This is a genomic window from Candidatus Binataceae bacterium (genome assembly GCA_035294265.1).
Classification (GTDB): domain Bacteria; phylum Desulfobacterota; class Binatia; order Binatales; family Binataceae; genus DATGLK01.
In genome coordinates this window covers 1-17,221 of sequence record DATGLK010000039.1, presented here as the reverse complement: position 1 = coordinate 17,221, position 17,221 = coordinate 1, and the positions used below count along the sequence as shown (strand labels likewise).

The following is a 17,221-nucleotide window of genomic DNA, read 5'->3' as shown; positions in this document are numbered from 1 at the left end:
GGGAGTGCGGCCAGACCTGAAACCCGCGTTATTGGAGGCAATCTACGCTGGATTGAGGCGCGCCGCGCGGATGGCGGAGGTCGACTTGATCGGCGGCAATGTTACCCGCGCCGCTCAACTTACCCTGACCATTGCTCTGATCGGCGAGGCCGACTTGCAGATACTGCGACGCGATCGAGCGCGCCCGGGCGATGGGATTTTTGTCACCGGCACGCTGGGCGACGCCGCTTTGGGCTGGCGCCTGCTGGCCGGCCAGCTTGAGGCCTCACCGGCTGCACGCCGAATGCTAGTCAAGCGCTATCTTGCTCCCACCGCGCGCCTGGCGGCCGGGCTGCGCCTGGCGCGTCTTACTCCCGCTCCAGCCGCGATCGACATCAGCGACGGTTTACTTCAGGACCTCGGGCATATTCTCAGGCAAAGCGGCTGCGGCGCACTGGTGCAAACCGACCGCATTCCACGCTCGGCAGCGTATCGCGCGGTAGCGGGCGAGTGCCTGGACCATGCTCTGAGTGGGGGAGAAGATTACGAATTGCTGTTTTGCATGGCCACTCATCACTCAGAAGCCGAGTTGAGTCGCCGCTTGGGCGTTCAGGTAACGCGCATCGGCGAGATTCTGCCGCGTCGCGCCGGTTTGCGTTTGCGCGACGCCCACGATCAGCCCGTAGCCACCAGCGTGCTCAGGGGATGGGATCAATTGCGCGCTCACGAACCAGTCGCCTGACATCGATGTGGTTGCTGCCCACATTGATAGCCTTGCTATTGGCTTTGGCCGCCTTTGTCTCCGCCTCGGAAACAGCGGTCTTTTCCCTGCTCAGAATTGAGCGGCTGAGAGCGCAGCTCAGGCCCCGGGTAGGACTGGCGGTAGAGCGATTGCTGGCCCGTCCCTTGGAGACCCTGGTCACGCTGATCGGCCTGACCGAAGTGGCCAATGTTTTCGCAGAATGCCTGGCTACTTCCCTGCTGATCGGGTTACTGGGCCATCGAGGAGCTTATCTAGCCGTCCCGATCAACTTGGTGGCGATTGTCCTGATCAGCGACGTCACCCCCAAGACTCTCGCATTGGCTTTTCCCGCCGCCGTCCTAGACCTGACCGCGCAGCCATTGGCAATGCTCACACGTTTGCTTCATCCGATCACGGGCCGACTTAAGGTTTCCCCGCCGCCGGGACCGCCATCGGTCTCCGAGACCGAGTTCCGCGCCTTGCTGCGCGCAGGCGAGACCCAGGGCCAGGTGGAAGCGGCCGAGCGTGAGCTAATTGATCGGGTGTTCGATTTCGGAGGCCGGCGCGCGCAGGAGATCATGACCCCACGCGAGCACATCTTTGCCTTGCCGATCGATATCTCACCTCAGCGCCTGGCCAGCGAAGTCGCCCACGGCCATTATTCGCGTGTGCCGATCTATCACGGCGACCTGGATCGAATCGTAGGCGTGCTGCATGCCAAGGATTTGGTTGCTTGGCGTCTGGAAAGCACACCGCCGCGACTGGAGCGATTGCTGCGGGCTCCCTATTACGTACCGCCGAGTAAAGCGTTGGGTCCGATGCTGGAGGAGATGCGCCATGACCACGTGCAGCTGGCACTGGTCGTCAATGAATATGGCAGGCTTTTGGGTTTGGTCAGCCTGGAAGACCTGCTGGAGGAGTTGTTCGGAGAAATCCGCGATGAGTTTGACCTCGACGGGCCCGAAATTACCCCTCTGGACGAAGGCCGATGGTCGGTGGCCGGATCGGTGGAGTTGAACCGCCTGGCCCAGGCTGTGGGTGCCATCGACCTTCCCGCAGGCGAGCACGAGCCCACCCTGTCGCGCCTGCTTCTGCGCCGCCTGGGACGAGTGCCGCGCTCCGGTGAGCGCTTTGTGCTGCTTGGTTTCGAAGTAACTGTGGATAAAGTGCGCGGCGCCAGTCTGGAGCGGGTAACGTTGCGCCGGTTGGTCCCATGAAGCTGGCCGAAGCCATCATCGGAATTACCCTATGCCTAGCCGGACAGGGCTTCTTTTCGGCGTGCGAGATCGCGGTGATTTCGGTCGACGATTTCAAGTTGCGCGCCGCCGCCGAAGCCGGCGACCGCAGTGCACGTCGGCTCAGCGGCCTGTTGCAGCGGCGCGACCGGCTGCTGGCCGCGATTTTGACCGCAACCAACTTGGCCACGATCAGCGCCGCCGCCCTACTAACTGTCTATCTGCACCACAACTGGCCTCATCACGAACTTATCAGCGGCTTTATCCTGGCCCCGCTGACTCTGCTGTTGGGCGAAACCGCACCCAAGATGTTGGCCTTACGCCATCCGCTGCGATTAGCGCGAGTGGCCGCGCCTGTGTTGCGCCTGTGGAGCCTAGCTTTGACTCCGCTACTCTACCCGGTGACTGCGCTCAGTCACGGCTTGCGCCGATGGGTCGGGATTGGTGGTCAGGATAGCGGCGCCTATATCGGGCGCGAGGACCTGGTTCGGCTGCTGCAGCGACGGACGGCGGGCGGCTCGCGGGTGCAAGCCGACCTGATCCAGCCCGACGAGAGCCTGATGATCGGCAGGATCTTTCGCTTCACGCGCGCCGAAGCGCGCCGGGCGATGGTACCGCTGTCGCGAGTGGAGGCGGTGCCGCTAAATTTTACGCTCGCCAGCGCCGCCGAGGTGGTACGGCGCGAGGGCTTCAGCCGTCTGCCTGTCTACGCCGACCGACCCAGCAACCTGATCGGCGTGGTCCATGTGTTCGATTTGCTGGAAGCGCCCGACTTGGCTCGCCCGGTGCGCGAGATCATGCGTCCGGTCAGCTATTTCGCCCAATCCACTGGGCTGGACGAAATTCTGCTGGCGCTGCAACGGACCCGCGAAAACATGGCGGTGGTGGTGGACGAGTACGGCGACGCCGCCGGAATCATCACGGTGGAAGATTTGCTCGAAGAGGTCGTGGGCGAGATTGAAGACGAATTCGACGTACGCGAGGAACTGGTTCGCCCGCTGGGAGCGCAGACTCTGGCGGTCGCCGCACGAACGCCCCTGAGTCTACTTAATGAACGGTTTGGCCTGCGTCTGCCCGAAGGCGAAGGCTATGCTAGCATTGGGGGTCTAGTGTTGGAGCGCTTAGGTCATATTCCCAAAGCCGGCGAGCAACTGAAAGTGGCTGAAGTTACCCTCAAGGTCTTGCGGGCCGACGCGCGTGCGGTCCACGATCTGCTGCTGATCGCTGACCGTCCGCTACGTCAGGCTGCCCCTAGACACAGCTGATGACCGAAAGCACGATCCGCCAACTGCTCGAGCAAATCGCCGACGGCACCCTCAGCGTGGAGCGCGCGCTGACCGACCTGCGCCACCTGCCGTTCGCCGACCTGGAGTTCGCCAAAATCGATCTCCATCGCCAGTTGCGCCGCGGCCTGCCCGAGGTTGTCTTCGGAGCCGGCAAAAGTGCCGAGCAGATAGCCAGCATCGGCGCCCAAATCGTCGCGCGTGGGCAAAATCTGATCGTGACGAGGCTGGACGAGGATAAGGCGCGCCAAGTGCGGCGGCGGTTGCGCCGCTTGGAGTACCGGAGCGATGCTTCGTTGGGCACGGTAATCGTGCACCCGGAACCGCCGCGCGGCCATGGAACCGTACTGGTAATCTGTGCTGGCACCTCCGATCTGGCGGTGGCTGAAGAAGCCGCGCTGTGCGCCGAGTTGTTCGGCAATCGGGTCAGCCGCTTGTACGACGTGGGCGTGGCCGGCCTCCATCGCCTGACTAGTAACCTGGAGCTGATAGCCGCGGCCAGCGTGGTGATCGTGGTGGCGGGGATGGAAGGCGCGCTGCCCTCGGTGGTGGCCGGACTGATCGACAAGCCGGTAATCGCGGTGCCTACCAGCGTGGGTTACGGTGCCGCGCTGGGTGGGATCGCGGCGCTGTTGGGGATGCTCAACGCCTGCTCAGGCGGGATCACCGTGGTCAACATCGATAACGGCTTCGGCGCCGCGCTCTCCGCCACTTTAATTAATCGCGTGGGCTGGTCGGAGCATGCCGGCAATGGCTCCCGATAAGCCGCTGACCAGCGGCCGCGCGCGGCGCGCGCTCAAGATGGGCGGGCTGGCCTCGCAGGTTGGCTCCAATTATCTGTGGGCCACGCTGCGCCGACCCTTTCAGGATACCGCCCAGCGCGACCAAAGCCTGCTCGCTACCCACGTCAAAAACGCCCGCCTGATTGTGGAAAGCTCGCAAGAGTTGCGCGGCGCTTTTCTCAAAATCATCCAGATGCTCTCGATGCGCGAGGACATCCTGCCGGCCGCCGCGCTGGAAGTGCTGAGCACGACCCAGCACAGCGTGCCGCCGATGGACTACAAGATTATCGCCGAGCAGATCCGACGCGAACTCGGTCAGGGTCCCGAACAGCTTTTCCGCCGCTTCGAGCGCACCGCCTTCGCTGCCGCCTCGCTGGGACAGGTCCATCGCGCCACTTTGGCCAATGGCCAGCAGGTGGTGGTCAAGATTCAGTATCCCGGAGTGCGCGAGACGGTGGCACAGGACCTCAAGAATCTGAAGCTCCTGCTGGCCACCTTCAAAGCGCTCGCCCACGACCTGATGCGCCAGAAGCTGGAGGTTCGCACCATCTACGCCGAACTGCAGGCCCGCATCCAGGAGGAGCTAGACTACCGACTGGAAGCCGCTAACACGGCACGCTTCAAGCAACTGCTGGCCGACGATCCCGACATCACGATTCCAACCGTGATTCCCGCTCTCAGCTCCGAGCGCGTCCTGACCATGACCTATCTAGAAGGTTATCCGCTAGCCGACGTGCTCGCCCCCGGCGTAGATTCGGCCCTCAAAGAGTGGGTCGCGCGCAAGTACTTCAGCTTGATGTGGCGCCAGATCTTGGAGTTGGGCGTGCTCCATACCGATCCCCACCCAGGCAACTACCTGGTGACCTATCATCCCACTTTGGGAATGCTGGACTTTGGCTCCATTCGCAGTTTTCCCGAGCCCATTCGCCGAGCCAACCTCAAACTGGCGCGCGGCCTGATCGACGATGACACCAGCGCGATGGGGCAGGCGCTCATCGCGCTAGGCTATCTCGCACGCGGCCAGGAGCCTGCTCCGATGGTGGAGATCGTTAGAACTCTGTTCGAGCCGGTCCGCGAAGACCGTCGCTTCGATCCCAAGAAGTACGACTCGGTGGCCAAGGCCGCCGCAGTAGGCGAAATCGCTTTAGCCAATCGCCTGTACGCATCTCCAGCCCACAGCGTTTTTCTGCTGCGAGCTTTGATCGGCGCCGAAGGGATCATCCGCCAGCTCGGACTGGTCACCAACTATCATCGGCTCTTCCGCGACTGCGTGGAACGCGCCGAAGCGCGGAGCAAAGAGTAATCGCAAAGTTGAAAATGTGCTACTTAACCTTAAAATCCTTTCCTTGGCTCTTGCTTTTTCGCTCTCCATTCGCCATTATCGCGCAATTAGGACAGCCCAGGGAGAGCCACGATGGCGACTCTGACGAAACGACAAAAGCAGCTTGTCGATTATCTCAGCGATCATATCGGAAAGTTCGGTTACGCCCCGACCTTGCAGGAGATCGGCGCCTACTTCGGTTTGTCCTCGCTGGCCACTATTCATAAACATCTGAAGAACCTCGAGGCGAAGGGCTTAATCCGACGGAAATGGAATCATAGCCGGGCATTGGAAATGGTCGATACCACGCCGCGTAGCACCGCGCGGGAACTGCCGATGCTGGGACTGGTGGCGGCAGGCGCGCCAATCGAGGCGGTGGAGGGCAACGACACTATCACGGTGCCCGAAGAGTTCATCCGGCGCCAGCAGACCTTCTGCTTGCGGGTACGCGGCGAATCGATGATCGACGAAGGAATTCGCGATGGGGACTATATCATCGTGGAAGGACGTGACCATGCCAACGACGGCGAGACGGTGGTTGCCTTGATCAATGGCGAAGCCACGGTCAAGAAGTTCTATCATCAGGACGACGGCACTATTCGGCTGCAACCAGCCAACGCCACAATGGCACCGATTTACGCCGCGGCGGAAGAGCTGACGGTGCGCGGCGTGGTGGTAGGCCTGATGCGCCATTATCGCTAAAAGCAGGGCGTGCTCGGCTATCGGCATCCAGCTTTGGTTCGGGGGGTTGGATTTGCCCGGTCCGATAGCGCGGAGGACGGCGCCGCTTTAGGCGGATAGCCTTTGTCCTCTTCCAGATCGGTCATGGCGTAGGATTAAGAGAGGCTCTGAATCGACGGTCGATGGCAGATATAACAGCGCGGCAGGCGCTGTCCGCGAGGGCGATGGGCAAGCACTGCGACCCGTTCCACTGGACTAGTGCCGCTTTCCGCGACCGCGAAACTCCCTAGTTATTGAGAGGCCACGACACTGGAAGGTCCTACCTTCCCCCGGCCGATCATTCCATCCTCCCTACGGTTTCGCTATTAGTGAGTTATGGGATTACTAAAGCACTTCACCCTTGGACTTATGGGGGGCGCGATGGCAATTGTGGCCGTCGTCGGCGTGAGCAATGCGGCGATTGTGCGTGGTACGGTCCTCAATAAGCAGGGGCAACCTCTGTCCCACCTCGCGCTCCATCTCGAGAGCCGAGTCAGCCACGACTCTTTCCTAGGCCTAACCAGCGCCGACGGCAGCTTCGCAATCGACGTACCGCCTGGTTACTACCAGTTGCGTGACAGCGACGGCACTATCATTTCGCCCAACGTGGTCGCCACCCATGACGCCGAAGTAGCGCTGGGCAGGTTGGTTCGCCCTGGCTTCCCTTGGCCCATTTTGGAAGAGCAGGTAGTGGCACCCGCGATCCTGAAGAGCCCAGCTCCGATCACCGCTTACGTACGCCCGGGCGGCCCAATCGCGCCTGCACAACGCCCCGCACGCTAAAACTCCAGTTCGGCGCGGGTCTGCGCCACTTGGTAACGGCAGCTCGTAACGGGAACCATTGAGGGCTGTAGCCGCCAGTCGGTGCAAGGCAAGGGCTTGTCCGCGCGCCCGGGCAGCCCCGCCACCGCTGTCTCGAAGCGGCGTTCTTGACCCGGGGGGACCTCCACCGAGACCTCGGCCGTAACTTCGGTCAGAAGCGCGCGGGTGGAGCGGACCGCCAAATGCAGGCTCAGCCCACGCAGCACGATTGCCGAATGGTTGCGGACCACGCCCGAGACCCGGCCATTGCTCGTTCCCGCCGCCCAATGCGCCAAACTTACGTTGGCCAGCTCGATCTCGCGCAAATCGATCAGATGGGTGCTGATAGCGTCCTCGGCGCGCCGGTTGTACTCCTGGAATTCGAACAACATCAGGGCCACCACCAGCGGTCCGACCGCGGCCACAACGGTATGGCGCCGCCAATTGTCCCCGCTCTGGCGCATCGTATAGGAAGCCAGCCCCAGCAAAATGACCACCGCACCCGAGAGTGCCGCCGCCGCCAATTCCCGGGTCTCGCTCTCCCACAGCGCCAGCCAAACCAGCGCCCCCGAGCACAACAAACCGCCGTACCAAACCGCGACCAAGCGACCGGTCAGGTCGGCCGAGGGGTTAAGCGGAGCGCGCGAGGCGTTGTGAACTGGCAACATGACTGGCGATTGTAGCGCCTGGGGCAAGCTGCGCGCAAAAACAACCGCGCCCGCAACCTGAGCAAGCAGCCGTTGACAGGCGAGCGTGCCTTGGTATGCTCGCCTTCGACAGCCTTGTTGCCCGCCCCGGGAGTGCTCTATTTCCCGTGGCGGAGATTGCGATTAAGTCGTCAGCTGAAAAATTTCTTCGCCGCTAAAGCGACCTACAAAGCAGGGGAACGGGCATGGTTTTAATCACCGGAGGAATGGGGTTTATCGGACTCCATACCGCGCGCAAATTGCTCGACGCCGGACAGAATGTTGTGATCACGCGCTACCGCACTTGGCGTGAGCCGGATTTCATCAAACACGAATACGGCAAGCGAGTGATGGTGGAAAGCCTGGATATCTCCAATCCCTTCGACTGTATCGACCTTATTCGCAAGTATCAGGTCGATGCGATCCTGCATCTGGCGGTCCCTGGTCTGGGCGCGCTTTCGCCCGCCGAGGATTTCCGCACCAACATGAGCGGCCTGATCAACATCTTGGAAGCAGGCCGACTGACCGGCGCCCGCCGGATCGCGATCGCCAGCTCCACCGCGGTTTATCATCACGTCATGGAGGGCCCGTTCCGGGAGGATCTACCCCTGCCACTGGAATCAGCCTATCCGACTGAAGCCTACAAGAAAGTCTTCGAGATCCTGAGCCAACATTACGCCGCCCGCTCCAAAGTTGATGTGATCGCCTTGCGAATCGGCTGGATCTGGGGGCCGCTGTATCACAGCATGGCCAACCTCCCCAGTCGGATGGTGCATGGGGCACTCAAAAGCGGCAAGGTAGACCTGTCCGGCGGCCCGGGAGGTGTACCCTTCGAGGAGGACGGTCAGGACTTCTGCTACGTCAAAGACTGCGCCAAAGGGTTGGCCATGCTGATGATGGCGCCCAAGCTCAACCATCGCGTGTACAACGTCGGATGGGGCAGCAAGCTGACCAATGCGATGCTGCGTGACGCGGTGATCAAGGCGGTGCCGGGCGCGGAAATCCCCCTACGCCCCGGCCGTGGCCCAGGCTTCAAACCCAACGCCTTCGTCGATTCCACTCGCCTACGAGAGGACACCGGCTATCAGCCTGATTATACGCTGGAGAGCGCGGTGGCCGAGTACGTAGCTTGGCTCAAAGAGGGTAACCAGTATTAAAATGAAGCCGGCGGCGTCCCGATCCTCCGTCCTACGCCGCGCACATCGCCTGATCGGGATTGTGCGATGGTCTTGATTACGGGCGGGATGGGTTTTACCGGCTTGCACACTGCGCGCGCCTTGCTTGACGCGGGCGAGAGCGTAGTCATCACACGCTATCGCACCTGGCGCGAACCCTCCTTTCTTAAGGACGAATTCGGCAAGCGGGTGGTGGTCGAAAGCCTCGATCAAGCCAACCCTTTTGATTGCATCGACGTGGTTCGCAAGCATCGCGTCGAGAGCATCATCCACTTGGCGGTACCCAGCCACAACCTTTCGCCCGCCGAAGATTTTCGGGTCAATACTGGAGGCCTAATCAATATTTTGGAGGCAGGTCGATTGAATGGCGTGCGCCGAGTGTCGCTCGCCAGCTCCTCCACGGTCTATTACGGCGTACCCAAGGGGCCGTTTCGCGAAGAGATGCCATTGCCGACGGACTCGCGAATCGCCACCGAGGCTTATAAAAAGGTGTTCGAGATCATCGGCCTGCATTACGCCCAGCGCACCGGGCTGGATGTAATCGTGCTCCGCGTGGGTGGAATCTTCGGTCCGCTTTACCATACGATGCTCAATCTGCCTAGCCGGATGGTTCATGGCGCGCTCAAGGGCGGCAAGGTCGTGCTGAGTAGCCCGCGCGGCGGCGAAATCCCGTTTGCGCAGGACGGACACGACTTCACCTACGTCAAGGACATTGCGCGGGGAATCGTGATGGCGCAGATGACGCCTAAGCTCAACCACCGGGTTTACAACGTAACCCGCGGTGCCTTTACTTCCCATTCCGAGCTGCGCGAGGCCGTGGTTGCGGCGGTTCCCGATGCCCAGATAGAGCTACGCCCCGGCCATGGGCCCGACTATAAACCCGACGCATGGCTAGATATCACACGCCTGCGGGAGGACACCGGTTATACGCCAGCGTGGCCTCCGCGCGCCGCGATCGCCGACTACGTGAGTTGGCTTAAGGCGGGCAATCCCTACTAGCCAAACCAGCTCGCCAACCCAACTCAGCGTACGCGTGCGTAAGAGATGGTATCGCCGGCCGCCCCGTTGACCGACAGCGCGCCCGCACCCGCGCTACATCGCACCGCGCTGACCGCGGTGGTATCGGTGCAGACCACCACGTTGTCAGCGCTGGTGAAACAGGCATCGCTCACCGTGCCGCTGCCCGAACCATCTAGCGTTACCTTGCCCGCGCAGGTGGCGCCCGAGGAGACCGTGAAGCCGCCCATCGGACTCCACGAACTTAGCGAGGTTGGTGGCAGCGGCGGTTGCGGCGAAACCTGCAGACAGCCCAGTGCAAGCAGTCCCGCACCGGCCAGCGCGCCCAGCCATCGCCAGCGCCGTCCGCCCTCGGCCCGCCCCAAGCCCCACCCTCGCGCGCTAGTTGGCTGCTTCTGGTCCGTCCAGCAACGAAAACTGGGAAAGCGCTCGGTTGGACGATGCAATCGCTTCACGTGCTCAAGTCAAGCATGAGGCGGCGGCTGGGGCAAAGGCGGGCGCTTTCAGGCTGGGTACCCTGCCCAGGGCGGCAGGTTTGACTTATTCGGCGACAATCTGAATCAATGGCGATGGTAACATACGCCAACTCATAGCGAGGAGCTTTTTATGGCAAGCCAAACCTTTGACTATCGCGACGGCGAGACCACCTGCCGCGGTTTTCTGGCCCATGGCGACGGCTCTCAGCGCCGCCCAGGGATTCTGATTTGTCACGAGGCGCCCGGCTGCGACGACCACGTAAAAATGCGCGCCGGAATGCTGGCCGACCTAGGCTATGTCGCGCTGGCCGCTGATCTCTATGGCGAGGGCAAGATAGCCAAGGGGGGCGATGAGGCTCAGGCCCTGATGAACCCGCTGCGCGAGGACACCGCCAAGCTGCGCAAGCGGGCGCGCGCCGGGCTGGATGCGCTGGCGGCGCTGCCCAACGTCGGCTCGCAGCGCCTGGCGGCGATCGGCTACTGCTTCGGTGGCCTGACGGTGCTGGAGCTGGCGCGCAGCGGCGCCCCGGTCGTCGGGGTAGTCAGCTTTCACGGCATCTTGAGCACCAAAACCCCCGGCGATGCCCGCAACATTAAGGGCAAAGTGCTGGCCTGTACTGGCGCCGATGATCCTTTGGTACCGCCGGAGCAAGTGCTGGCATTTCAACAGGAGATGACTGCGGCCAGCGTGGATTGGCAGGTCATCACCTATGGCGGGACTAAGCATGCGTTCACCAATCGCAATGCCGGCCGCTCTAATCGTCCCAATGTTCTGGCCTACAACGAGGCCTCCGATCGCCGTTCGTGGGCCGCGATGCGCGCCTTCTTTGACGAGATCTTCGCCCGGGCCTGAAGCGCGCGTTCAGGGTGCGCGGCCCAACCAGCCGCGCACCTTTCGATCCAAAACCGCTCAAAGCCTGATACGTCAATACGCTCGTCTTTGAGGCCAAGTTCGCTCGGAGCGAGCCAATATCGGTTTGAGGGAGTCGATATCCGCTTGGTAGGGTCCTGTGTGATTCTGAGTGAACTCAACTCAACTCAAATCTCAGCGGCTCCAGGTCGGACTTGCACATCAACTCGCCGTCGAGCGCGTCGCAGATCGCTTCGGCGAACTCTTCCGCTTGGCCATGGCCATTCCGGCGGCCTCCAGGCGCTTGGCAAGCGCAGCGTGTCAAGAACGGCTGGCATCCGCCAAGCTGACCGTGCTGGAGGAACGCGACCAAGCCCGCTTGACAAGCTTGCGGATTTGGAAAGAAAAATCGACCGCCTTCAGATCCGGTTGATGCCAATGGTTGGGGCAGGTTTTGCCGCTACTCTTGGGCTCCTGGCATCTTGGTTCAAATGACTCATCGCTGACAGGCGTGCGTGCGCAGCCGCGCAGCCCCACGATCACGATTACAGCGCGCTTCGTTCGAGCAATCAGACAACTGATTTCTAGCCTGACACGACCGCAGGCTCGGGATGAGAGGATAGACCGCTTCGCCGGCACTGACTAACATCGCAGCTTCAATGTCATCCTCCACACCATCGGCAGCTACAGTCAAGCCCGACTTCAGCATGCGCTTGTTGCTGACTGTGTGCGCGGCGGGACTAATCGCAGCCTTGTTAGCACCCCCGATCGCGATGATGGTAAGGGCTTGCGGTGGTCATTTTCCTTTTCCGCGCATCTTCGACCGGGTTGTGATGGTAACCGTGGCTATCGCGCTTTGGTCGCAAGCCCGCGCCTTGAAGCTGACCGCACGACTGCAACGTGGCTTCGCCAACCCCGGTCGCGACTGGCGCTTGGCCCTGTGGGGCTTTGCGATCGGGACAGCAGCGGTGGCGGTACTCTGGACAATTGCCGCGGCTATGGGTCACTTGCCGGCTCTGGTTTCAATCCATCCTTGGGAGTTGCTAAGCAGATACCTGCCTGCGGCCCTGGTAATCGCGATTCTGGAAGAGGCCTTCTTCCGCGCGATTCTGCTTGACGGCTTGAGCGATGACTTTGGCTTGCTGGCCGGCTTGGCGATAAGCGCCGCGATATACGCTTGGTGCCATCTGGTCCGAGCCCCTGCCCGTTTCGAGATGACAACTTTTCAGCCGCTAGCTGGCTTCATCAACCTCGGGCACAGCTTGGCTCAGGGCGCAGCACTAGCCTCAGCCTATCCGCTCCTGGTGGGGTTGTTCCTGCTCGGCCTCCTGCTGGGCGAGGCCTATCTGGTAACCGAGACGGTTTATCTATCGCTAGGCTTGCACGCCAGCCTGGTGGTGGGGGCCAAGTCCTGGCATCGCCTGGTCAATCCCGGCCATTTGCCAGGCTGGCTGGAGGGTTGGGGCGGAACTCCGCTCATCGGAGGGGCCGCAGCCTGGGGGCTGATATTGCTTTTGCTGGTAGGATTATCGCAATCGCGCTGGGCCAAGCCAGGTCGAACTCACTCGCGCAGGGCGACGCGGGCGCGTTTCCCGCTTTCTTGATAAATCCGCGGCGCTCCCGGCGGCCGGGTGCGGTAGCGGCGATGGACCCACAGGAATTGCTCAGGATACTGCCTGACGATCCGCTCAATCTCAGCTTGAAAACGACGAGTGTTCTCGATCAGATCCCTTTGCACATCATCGCTTTCAACCAAGGGGATAGGCTTACCAACGACCACCCGATGGCTGTGGTTATCACGGTTTCGCACGATAAAGGCAGGCACCACCGGCGCGTTCGCCATCTTTGCCAGTCGCGCCAGACCGGCGGACGTTGCCGCCAACTCGCTGAAAAACGGCACGAACACTGCCTCGCTGCGCTTGGCGTTCTGATCGAAGGGCACCCCAACCATCTCGCCGTGCTTAAGCGCGCGCAGTGCCGCCCGGGCGGCCGCATGTTTGCGGATTATCCGAATTCCGGCACGCTCACGCACGAAGGTAAGGAGCGCGTCGCCGACCGCCAAGCTTTGCGTGTGATGGACCAGATTGATCGCATAGCCCCGCATCGCGTGCACCGCCGCCAGCAGCTCGAAGCTGCCAAAATGGGCGCTCAGAATAATCACGCCGCGCCCCTGGCTGCGATGCAAAATCTCCTCCCAGTGCCTCATGTGCTCGAAGCCCACTCGTTTGGTCAGTGAGCGGTAAAAGAATCCTCCCAAGCGAACAAATTCGGCGATTCCACGCCCCAGGTTCAAGTAGGATTGGCGCAGAATACGGCGATGCTCACGAGGGCTGGCCTGAGGGAAGGCGATTTGCAGATTCTTGAGCCCGATCGCCACATGCCTGCGATCCAGATGGTAGGTTAAAAGAGCACCCGCCATCCCAAGCCAGCTCAGAACGAAGTCAGGCAGCAGGCTGAGCACATGCAACACTGCCACCATCAAACAGAACAGAGATCGCTGGGCAAAACTCAACTCGACCTGCGCTCGCGAGGGCGCAGAACGGGCCTTCGAGCGAGCCGCCATCCGTCCATCCCCGACGCCGCTCGCGCCGCGAATCCTGCTGCCTGCGAACTGGTTGGCGGCCTTGACGCTGTCTGTACTCTGCACTTGATCCACCCTCCGCTTCATCCCACCTACAGCAGCGAAATATCACCCAAGCGCTCGCGCTTGGGCGCCTTGGGCACCACCACTATTCCCGAGGAGGTAACGAAAAAGCGCTTGCTATCCCGCTCGAGATCATAACCTATCTCTTCCCCTTCGGGGATATAGACATTCTTATCGACAATCGCCCGCCTGACTCGAGCGTGACGGCCGACCTCTACGTAATCCATTAGCACTGAGTCCTGCACCTCGCTGAAAGAATGGACGAATACGGAACGACCCAAGACCGAATTTTGCACCGTCCCGCCCGAGATGATGCAGCCCTCCGAGATTACCGAATGGAGTGCCTGCCCCCGCCGTTCATGTTCGTTAAAGACGAATTTAGCTGGCGGTTGGTTATAATAGGCCGTTCGCAACGGCCAATTGGGATTGTAGAGGTTGAGGTGAGGGCGAGCATCGCGCAAGTCCATATGGGCCTCGTAATAGGCGTCCAAAGTTCCAACGTCGCGCCAGTAGCTTAAATTCTCTTCACTGTCGCCACGAATGCGATTGGTCATGAAATTGTAAGCATAAACCGGCACCTGACGAATCAGCCGCGGCAGCAAATCCAGTCCGAAATCGTGATGGCTGTTGGGCTCGGCCGCGTCTTCAAGCAGCGCGTCACGCAGAAGCTGAGGACTGAACAAATAGTTACCCATCGAGGCTAGGCAGTAGCCTGGTGCATCGGGCAGCGAAGGAGCAGTAACCGGCTTCTCTAAAAACCCGCTCACGCGCAGTTGCTGATCGACCTCAACTATCCCAAATTGGGCCGACTGCTCCACCGGTACTGGTAGCGTGGCAATTGTCACTTTCGCCTGCCGTTGGAGGTGAAAGTCAATCATATGCTGGATGTCCATACGGTAGATGTGGTCGGCGCCAAACACCGCGACCAATTCCGGCTTGGTGTCTTCGAGTAAGTTGAGATTTTGAAAAATTGCGTCGGCTGTACCCAGATACCACGTCTCACCCGAACGCATCTGAGCCGGAACAGGGGTGACAAAATGAGAGGGCAACAGCCCCCCAAACTGCCAGCCATCCTTGAGATGCTCGATGAGCGACTGTGACCTCCACTGGACCAAGACGTAGATTGAGAAAATTCCTGAATTAACCAGGTTAGAAAGCACGAAATCAATAATCCGATATTTGCCGCCAAAAGGCACCGCTGGTTTGGCCCGATCGCGTGTCAAGGGATGGAGCCGAGTGCCTTGGCCACCTGCCATCACCAGCGCCAGAGTTCGCATTGCATGCCTCGGTTGAGTAATTTTACTCTATGACACGTCAACTGGAGCAGGTTACCTGAGCCACAGCGACAATTTCTTTACGCTTGCAAACAGTTACCCGCCGGTTTCGTGTAAGCTGAGCATCGATATGCAAATAGGCTTGGCCCAGAGCTTGCTTGTTTCTTCGCAATTCAAACTATAGTGTCAGAACTAGCATGGGCACGGCCCTTGCTAAGTTGAAGATTCCGAACGGTCTCGACGTCCAACTACCGTCAGAGAGAACCAAAGTTCGTACCGCAGGTTCGCTCGGACAGAGAGGGCAGGCAAATGCAGGGATCAAGTGCACACCATGAAACCCCCGGAGAGCGTACCGACGCCCCCGGCATTGTATATCGGGTAAGTTGCGAAAACCCCGGCTGCAATCACATCTTTGACTTGCGCATCACGGCCAAGGATGCAGGCTTGTTGGGCGGCACGCTGGCTTGTCCGCATTGCCGTCGTCATGGCGGCATCCTCAAACCAACCGGCCGGTTGGAGCGCAAAATCTTTACCGCCCGTTTGACCTTCAAGCTAACGGGCAGCAGCTCGGGCGCGCCCGGAGAAGAGGGCGATCTGCTCACCGACATCAGTTAACTCAAAAATCTACCTGCGCGCCGTCCCACCCGGGCCGATGTACCGGGCGGGCGGCGCGCGAGCAGTCTCAGAGTCCCGCCACTAGTTCTAGCGTGACACCCTCCAGCCCCTGAACGGAAGGGCGCTCAATTAGTCGATTCAGCCACGCCTCGACGTTAGCCCGCCCAGCACCCGGTTCGACGCCCAATTCCCGCAGCACCAGCAGCCGCGGAATGAAGCTGATGTCAGCCACCGAAAAGTCGCCGGCTAAAAACGATTGTCCCTGCAACTCGCGGTTGACGTAATCCAGCACGCGCTCCACGGTCTGATGCAGCCGAGTGCTTCGAGCCTGGTCCCGCTCGTGCTCGGGCTTGGCCATCTCGGCCATCAATTGTCCGACCTGCGGGGTAAAGGAGGAATCAGCGAAATCCTCGAACAGGCGGGCGCGCGCACGCAGGGAACTGAATTCGATTCGCGGCAGCACTGGCGGATCCGGATATTCATCGTCGAGGTACTCGCCGATAATGGTGGAGTCGTAAACCACGGTTTCCTCGTCCACCAGAGCCGGCACCCGACCGTAGGGGTTCAAGCGTAGGAACTCGGGCCGGCGTTGTTCGCCTTTACCCAAATCGACTACGACCATCTCGTAACTGAGGCTCTTTTCGGCCAGCACGATTCGAACCTTCTGACCGAATGGGCAAGCAGGGAAATCATAAAGCCTAATCATCTGGCCGCCCTTAATTAGTTGCTACCCGCAGCTTGAGATTGGCTTCCACTTCCGCATCGATCCGCAATGGGACTACAAAATCGCCCACTTGCTTGATCGGCTCGGCCAGCAGAATTCGGCGCCGGTCGATCTGGAGGCCGTGCTGAGTTAGCGCACGCTCGATATCCTGGTTGGTGATAGAGCCGAACAGCTTCCCTCCTTCGCCTGCATGGGCGCTCAGCTCCAGCGTTAACTGTTCGAGGCGCTCCTTGAGTTTGAGTGCTTCGCCATGCTGAACCTCGCGCCGGCGCAGGGCCAGCTGCTTTTGGTGCTCGAAAGCCCGCAGATTTTTGGGGTTGGCTTCCACCGCCAAACTGCGCGGCAACAGAAAGTTGCGGGCGTAACCGGCGCGCACCCTGACTACGTCGCCCGGGCGTCCCAAAGAGGGGACGTCTTCGCGCAAAATTACTTGCATAACAGCTCTTCGTCTCTCCTTTAGAAGAAGTCGTCCAGACTCCCTGCCTCCTGACTTGGGGGCTTGAGCCGGCGAAAGTCCACCCACAAATCGAACACTCCTGCCAAGCAGACCAATGCCGCCAGGACCGGCTGCACAAAAGTGATTAGATAAATCAACCCCCGCGCACCGGTTGGCATCGCCAAAGCCTGAAAGTAATAAGCCATGATGGCCAGGCCTTGGCAAAAATATATCGCTGCGACAAACAAAAACCCGTTACTGGCTACTAGTTTGGCCGGCGCGAAAGGAATGAACAGGCCGAAGCCAGTTGCCAGCAGCAACCAGATCATCCATTCCGGAGCGCGCCATTTGGTCAAGCCCTGGAACAGCGCATAGCCCAACCCCTGACGCCCCAGCCAGCGCCAAACCAGCGCCAGGTTAAACAGCACCGCGGTAGCGGTCGCAATCGCCGCCAGCGCGGG

Annotated in this window: 19 protein-coding genes; 12 read left to right on the top strand and 7 right to left on the bottom strand. The window is 60.7% G+C overall.

Features of this window, described 5'->3' with window-relative positions:
* From thiL to VKV28_07190, 7 genes are all read left to right on the top strand, one after another.
* Window positions 1-721, top strand: a 721-nt coding sequence (gene thiL, locus VKV28_07220) for a thiamine-phosphate kinase (protein HLH76580.1), incomplete at its 5' end; no start/stop codon positions are given.
* Window positions 722-726: 5 nt separating this feature from the next.
* Window positions 727-1,938: a hemolysin family protein gene (locus tag VKV28_07215; GenBank protein ID HLH76579.1), complete on the top strand. Its 1,212-nt coding sequence runs from the start codon at window positions 727-729 to the stop codon at window positions 1,936-1,938.
* Window positions 1,935-3,221, top strand: a complete 1,287-nt coding sequence (locus tag VKV28_07210; GenBank protein ID HLH76578.1) for a hemolysin family protein — start codon at window positions 1,935-1,937, stop codon at window positions 3,219-3,221. Before VKV28_07215 ends, VKV28_07210 begins: the two co-directional genes overlap by 4 nt.
* Window positions 3,221-4,003: a nickel pincer cofactor biosynthesis protein LarB gene (gene larB, locus VKV28_07205; GenBank protein ID HLH76577.1), complete on the top strand. Its 783-nt coding sequence runs from the start codon at window positions 3,221-3,223 to the stop codon at window positions 4,001-4,003. The genes VKV28_07210 and larB overlap by 1 nt, the downstream gene beginning before the upstream one ends.
* Window positions 3,990-5,324: an AarF/ABC1/UbiB kinase family protein gene (locus VKV28_07200; GenBank protein HLH76576.1), complete on the top strand. Its 1,335-nt coding sequence runs from the start codon at window positions 3,990-3,992 to the stop codon at window positions 5,322-5,324. Before larB ends, VKV28_07200 begins: the two co-directional genes overlap by 14 nt.
* Before the next feature lie 111 nt (window positions 5,325-5,435).
* Window positions 5,436-6,044 carry a transcriptional repressor LexA gene (lexA, locus tag VKV28_07195; protein HLH76575.1) on the top strand — a complete coding sequence of 203 codons (609 nt, stop codon included), beginning with the start codon at window positions 5,436-5,438 and terminating at the stop codon, window positions 6,042-6,044.
* Between the two features lie 399 nt (window positions 6,045-6,443).
* Complete coding sequence (locus VKV28_07190; protein HLH76574.1) at window positions 6,444-6,845, top strand: hypothetical protein; 402 nt, start codon at window positions 6,444-6,446, stop codon at window positions 6,843-6,845.
* On the opposite strand, the gene VKV28_07185 is transcribed toward VKV28_07190, so the two are convergent.
* Window positions 6,842-7,531: a hypothetical protein gene (locus VKV28_07185; GenBank protein ID HLH76573.1), complete on the bottom strand. Its 690-nt coding sequence runs from the start codon at window positions 7,529-7,531 to the stop codon at window positions 6,842-6,844. The genes VKV28_07190 and VKV28_07185 overlap by 4 nt on opposite strands.
* A 224-nt stretch (window positions 7,532-7,755) precedes the next feature.
* Here VKV28_07185 and VKV28_07180 point away from each other — a divergent pair, with 224 nt between their 5' ends.
* Together VKV28_07180 and VKV28_07175 are read left to right on the top strand one after the other, a co-directional pair.
* Window positions 7,756-8,706, top strand: a complete 951-nt coding sequence (locus VKV28_07180; GenBank protein ID HLH76572.1) for an NAD(P)-dependent oxidoreductase — start codon at window positions 7,756-7,758, stop codon at window positions 8,704-8,706.
* Between the two features lie 66 nt (window positions 8,707-8,772).
* Window positions 8,773-9,723: an NAD(P)-dependent oxidoreductase gene (locus VKV28_07175; protein HLH76571.1), complete on the top strand. Its 951-nt coding sequence runs from the start codon at window positions 8,773-8,775 to the stop codon at window positions 9,721-9,723.
* A gap of 23 nt (window positions 9,724-9,746) precedes the next feature.
* Here the strand turns inward: VKV28_07175 and VKV28_07170 are convergent, their stop codons facing one another.
* Complete coding sequence (locus VKV28_07170; GenBank protein ID HLH76570.1) at window positions 9,747-10,106, bottom strand: hypothetical protein; 360 nt, start codon at window positions 10,104-10,106, stop codon at window positions 9,747-9,749.
* A gap of 241 nt (window positions 10,107-10,347) precedes the next feature.
* Here VKV28_07170 and VKV28_07165 point away from each other — a divergent pair, with 241 nt between their 5' ends.
* Window positions 10,348-11,070, top strand: a complete 723-nt coding sequence (locus VKV28_07165; protein ID HLH76569.1) for a dienelactone hydrolase family protein — start codon at window positions 10,348-10,350, stop codon at window positions 11,068-11,070.
* 656 nt (window positions 11,071-11,726) lie between these two features.
* Window positions 11,727-12,671 carry a type II CAAX endopeptidase family protein gene (locus VKV28_07160; protein HLH76568.1) on the top strand — a complete coding sequence of 315 codons (945 nt, stop codon included), beginning with the start codon at window positions 11,727-11,729 and terminating at the stop codon, window positions 12,669-12,671.
* Here VKV28_07160 and VKV28_07155 read toward each other — a convergent pair.
* Both VKV28_07155 and glgC read right to left on the bottom strand, forming a co-directional pair.
* Window positions 12,629-13,630 carry a lysophospholipid acyltransferase family protein gene (locus tag VKV28_07155; protein ID HLH76567.1) on the bottom strand — a complete coding sequence of 334 codons (1,002 nt, stop codon included), beginning with the start codon at window positions 13,628-13,630 and terminating at the stop codon, window positions 12,629-12,631. The genes VKV28_07160 and VKV28_07155 overlap by 43 nt on opposite strands.
* Before the next feature lie 110 nt (window positions 13,631-13,740).
* On the bottom strand, window positions 13,741-14,988 hold the full coding sequence (gene glgC, locus VKV28_07150) for a glucose-1-phosphate adenylyltransferase (protein ID HLH76566.1): 1,248 nt from the start codon (window positions 14,986-14,988) through the stop codon (window positions 13,741-13,743).
* Window positions 14,989-15,294: 306 nt separating this feature from the next.
* Between glgC and VKV28_07145 the strand changes: the two genes are divergently transcribed.
* The gene (locus tag VKV28_07145; protein ID HLH76565.1) at window positions 15,295-15,600 is read left to right on the top strand and encodes a hypothetical protein; all 306 of its coding nucleotides are present in this window, start codon (window positions 15,295-15,297) and stop codon (window positions 15,598-15,600) included.
* A 67-nt stretch (window positions 15,601-15,667) separates the two neighbouring features.
* Here the strand turns inward: VKV28_07145 and VKV28_07140 are convergent, their stop codons facing one another.
* From VKV28_07140 to VKV28_07130, 3 genes are all read right to left on the bottom strand, one after another.
* Window positions 15,668-16,306, bottom strand: coding sequence for a glutathione S-transferase family protein (locus VKV28_07140; protein ID HLH76564.1), 639 nt, complete (start codon window positions 16,304-16,306; stop codon window positions 15,668-15,670).
* A gap of 10 nt (window positions 16,307-16,316) precedes the next feature.
* Window positions 16,317-16,760, bottom strand: coding sequence for a 50S ribosomal protein L9 (rplI, locus tag VKV28_07135; GenBank protein HLH76563.1), 444 nt, complete (start codon window positions 16,758-16,760; stop codon window positions 16,317-16,319).
* A 20-nt stretch (window positions 16,761-16,780) separates the two neighbouring features.
* Window positions 16,781-17,221, bottom strand: a 441-nt coding sequence (locus VKV28_07130) for a DUF2232 domain-containing protein (protein ID HLH76562.1), incomplete at its 5' end; no start/stop codon positions are given.

Coding starts and splice junctions, on each gene's coding strand:
- VKV28_07180 (HLH76572.1), top strand. CDS start 7,756: ATGGTTTTAATCACCGGAGGAATGGGGTTTATCGGACTCCATACCGCG.
- VKV28_07155 (HLH76567.1), bottom strand. CDS start 13,630: ATGGCGGCTCGCTCGAAGGCCCGTTCTGCGCCCTCGCGAGCGCAGGTC.
- VKV28_07185 (HLH76573.1), bottom strand. CDS start 7,531: ATGTTGCCAGTTCACAACGCCTCGCGCGCTCCGCTTAACCCCTCGGCC.
- VKV28_07175 (HLH76571.1), top strand. CDS start 8,773: ATGGTCTTGATTACGGGCGGGATGGGTTTTACCGGCTTGCACACTGCG.
- larB (HLH76577.1), top strand. CDS start 3,221: ATGACCGAAAGCACGATCCGCCAACTGCTCGAGCAAATCGCCGACGGC.
- VKV28_07140 (HLH76564.1), bottom strand. CDS start 16,306: ATGATTAGGCTTTATGATTTCCCTGCTTGCCCATTCGGTCAGAAGGTT.
- VKV28_07210 (HLH76578.1), top strand. CDS start 1,935: ATGAAGCTGGCCGAAGCCATCATCGGAATTACCCTATGCCTAGCCGGA.
- VKV28_07160 (HLH76568.1), top strand. CDS start 11,727: ATGTCATCCTCCACACCATCGGCAGCTACAGTCAAGCCCGACTTCAGC.
- VKV28_07165 (HLH76569.1), top strand. CDS start 10,348: ATGGCAAGCCAAACCTTTGACTATCGCGACGGCGAGACCACCTGCCGC.
- lexA (HLH76575.1), top strand. CDS start 5,436: ATGGCGACTCTGACGAAACGACAAAAGCAGCTTGTCGATTATCTCAGC.
- VKV28_07190 (HLH76574.1), top strand. CDS start 6,444: ATGGCAATTGTGGCCGTCGTCGGCGTGAGCAATGCGGCGATTGTGCGT.
- VKV28_07215 (HLH76579.1), top strand. CDS start 727: ATGTGGTTGCTGCCCACATTGATAGCCTTGCTATTGGCTTTGGCCGCC.
- VKV28_07200 (HLH76576.1), top strand. CDS start 3,990: ATGGCTCCCGATAAGCCGCTGACCAGCGGCCGCGCGCGGCGCGCGCTC.
- glgC (HLH76566.1), bottom strand. CDS start 14,988: ATGCGAACTCTGGCGCTGGTGATGGCAGGTGGCCAAGGCACTCGGCTC.
- rplI (HLH76563.1), bottom strand. CDS start 16,760: ATGCAAGTAATTTTGCGCGAAGACGTCCCCTCTTTGGGACGCCCGGGC.
- VKV28_07145 (HLH76565.1), top strand. CDS start 15,295: ATGCAGGGATCAAGTGCACACCATGAAACCCCCGGAGAGCGTACCGAC.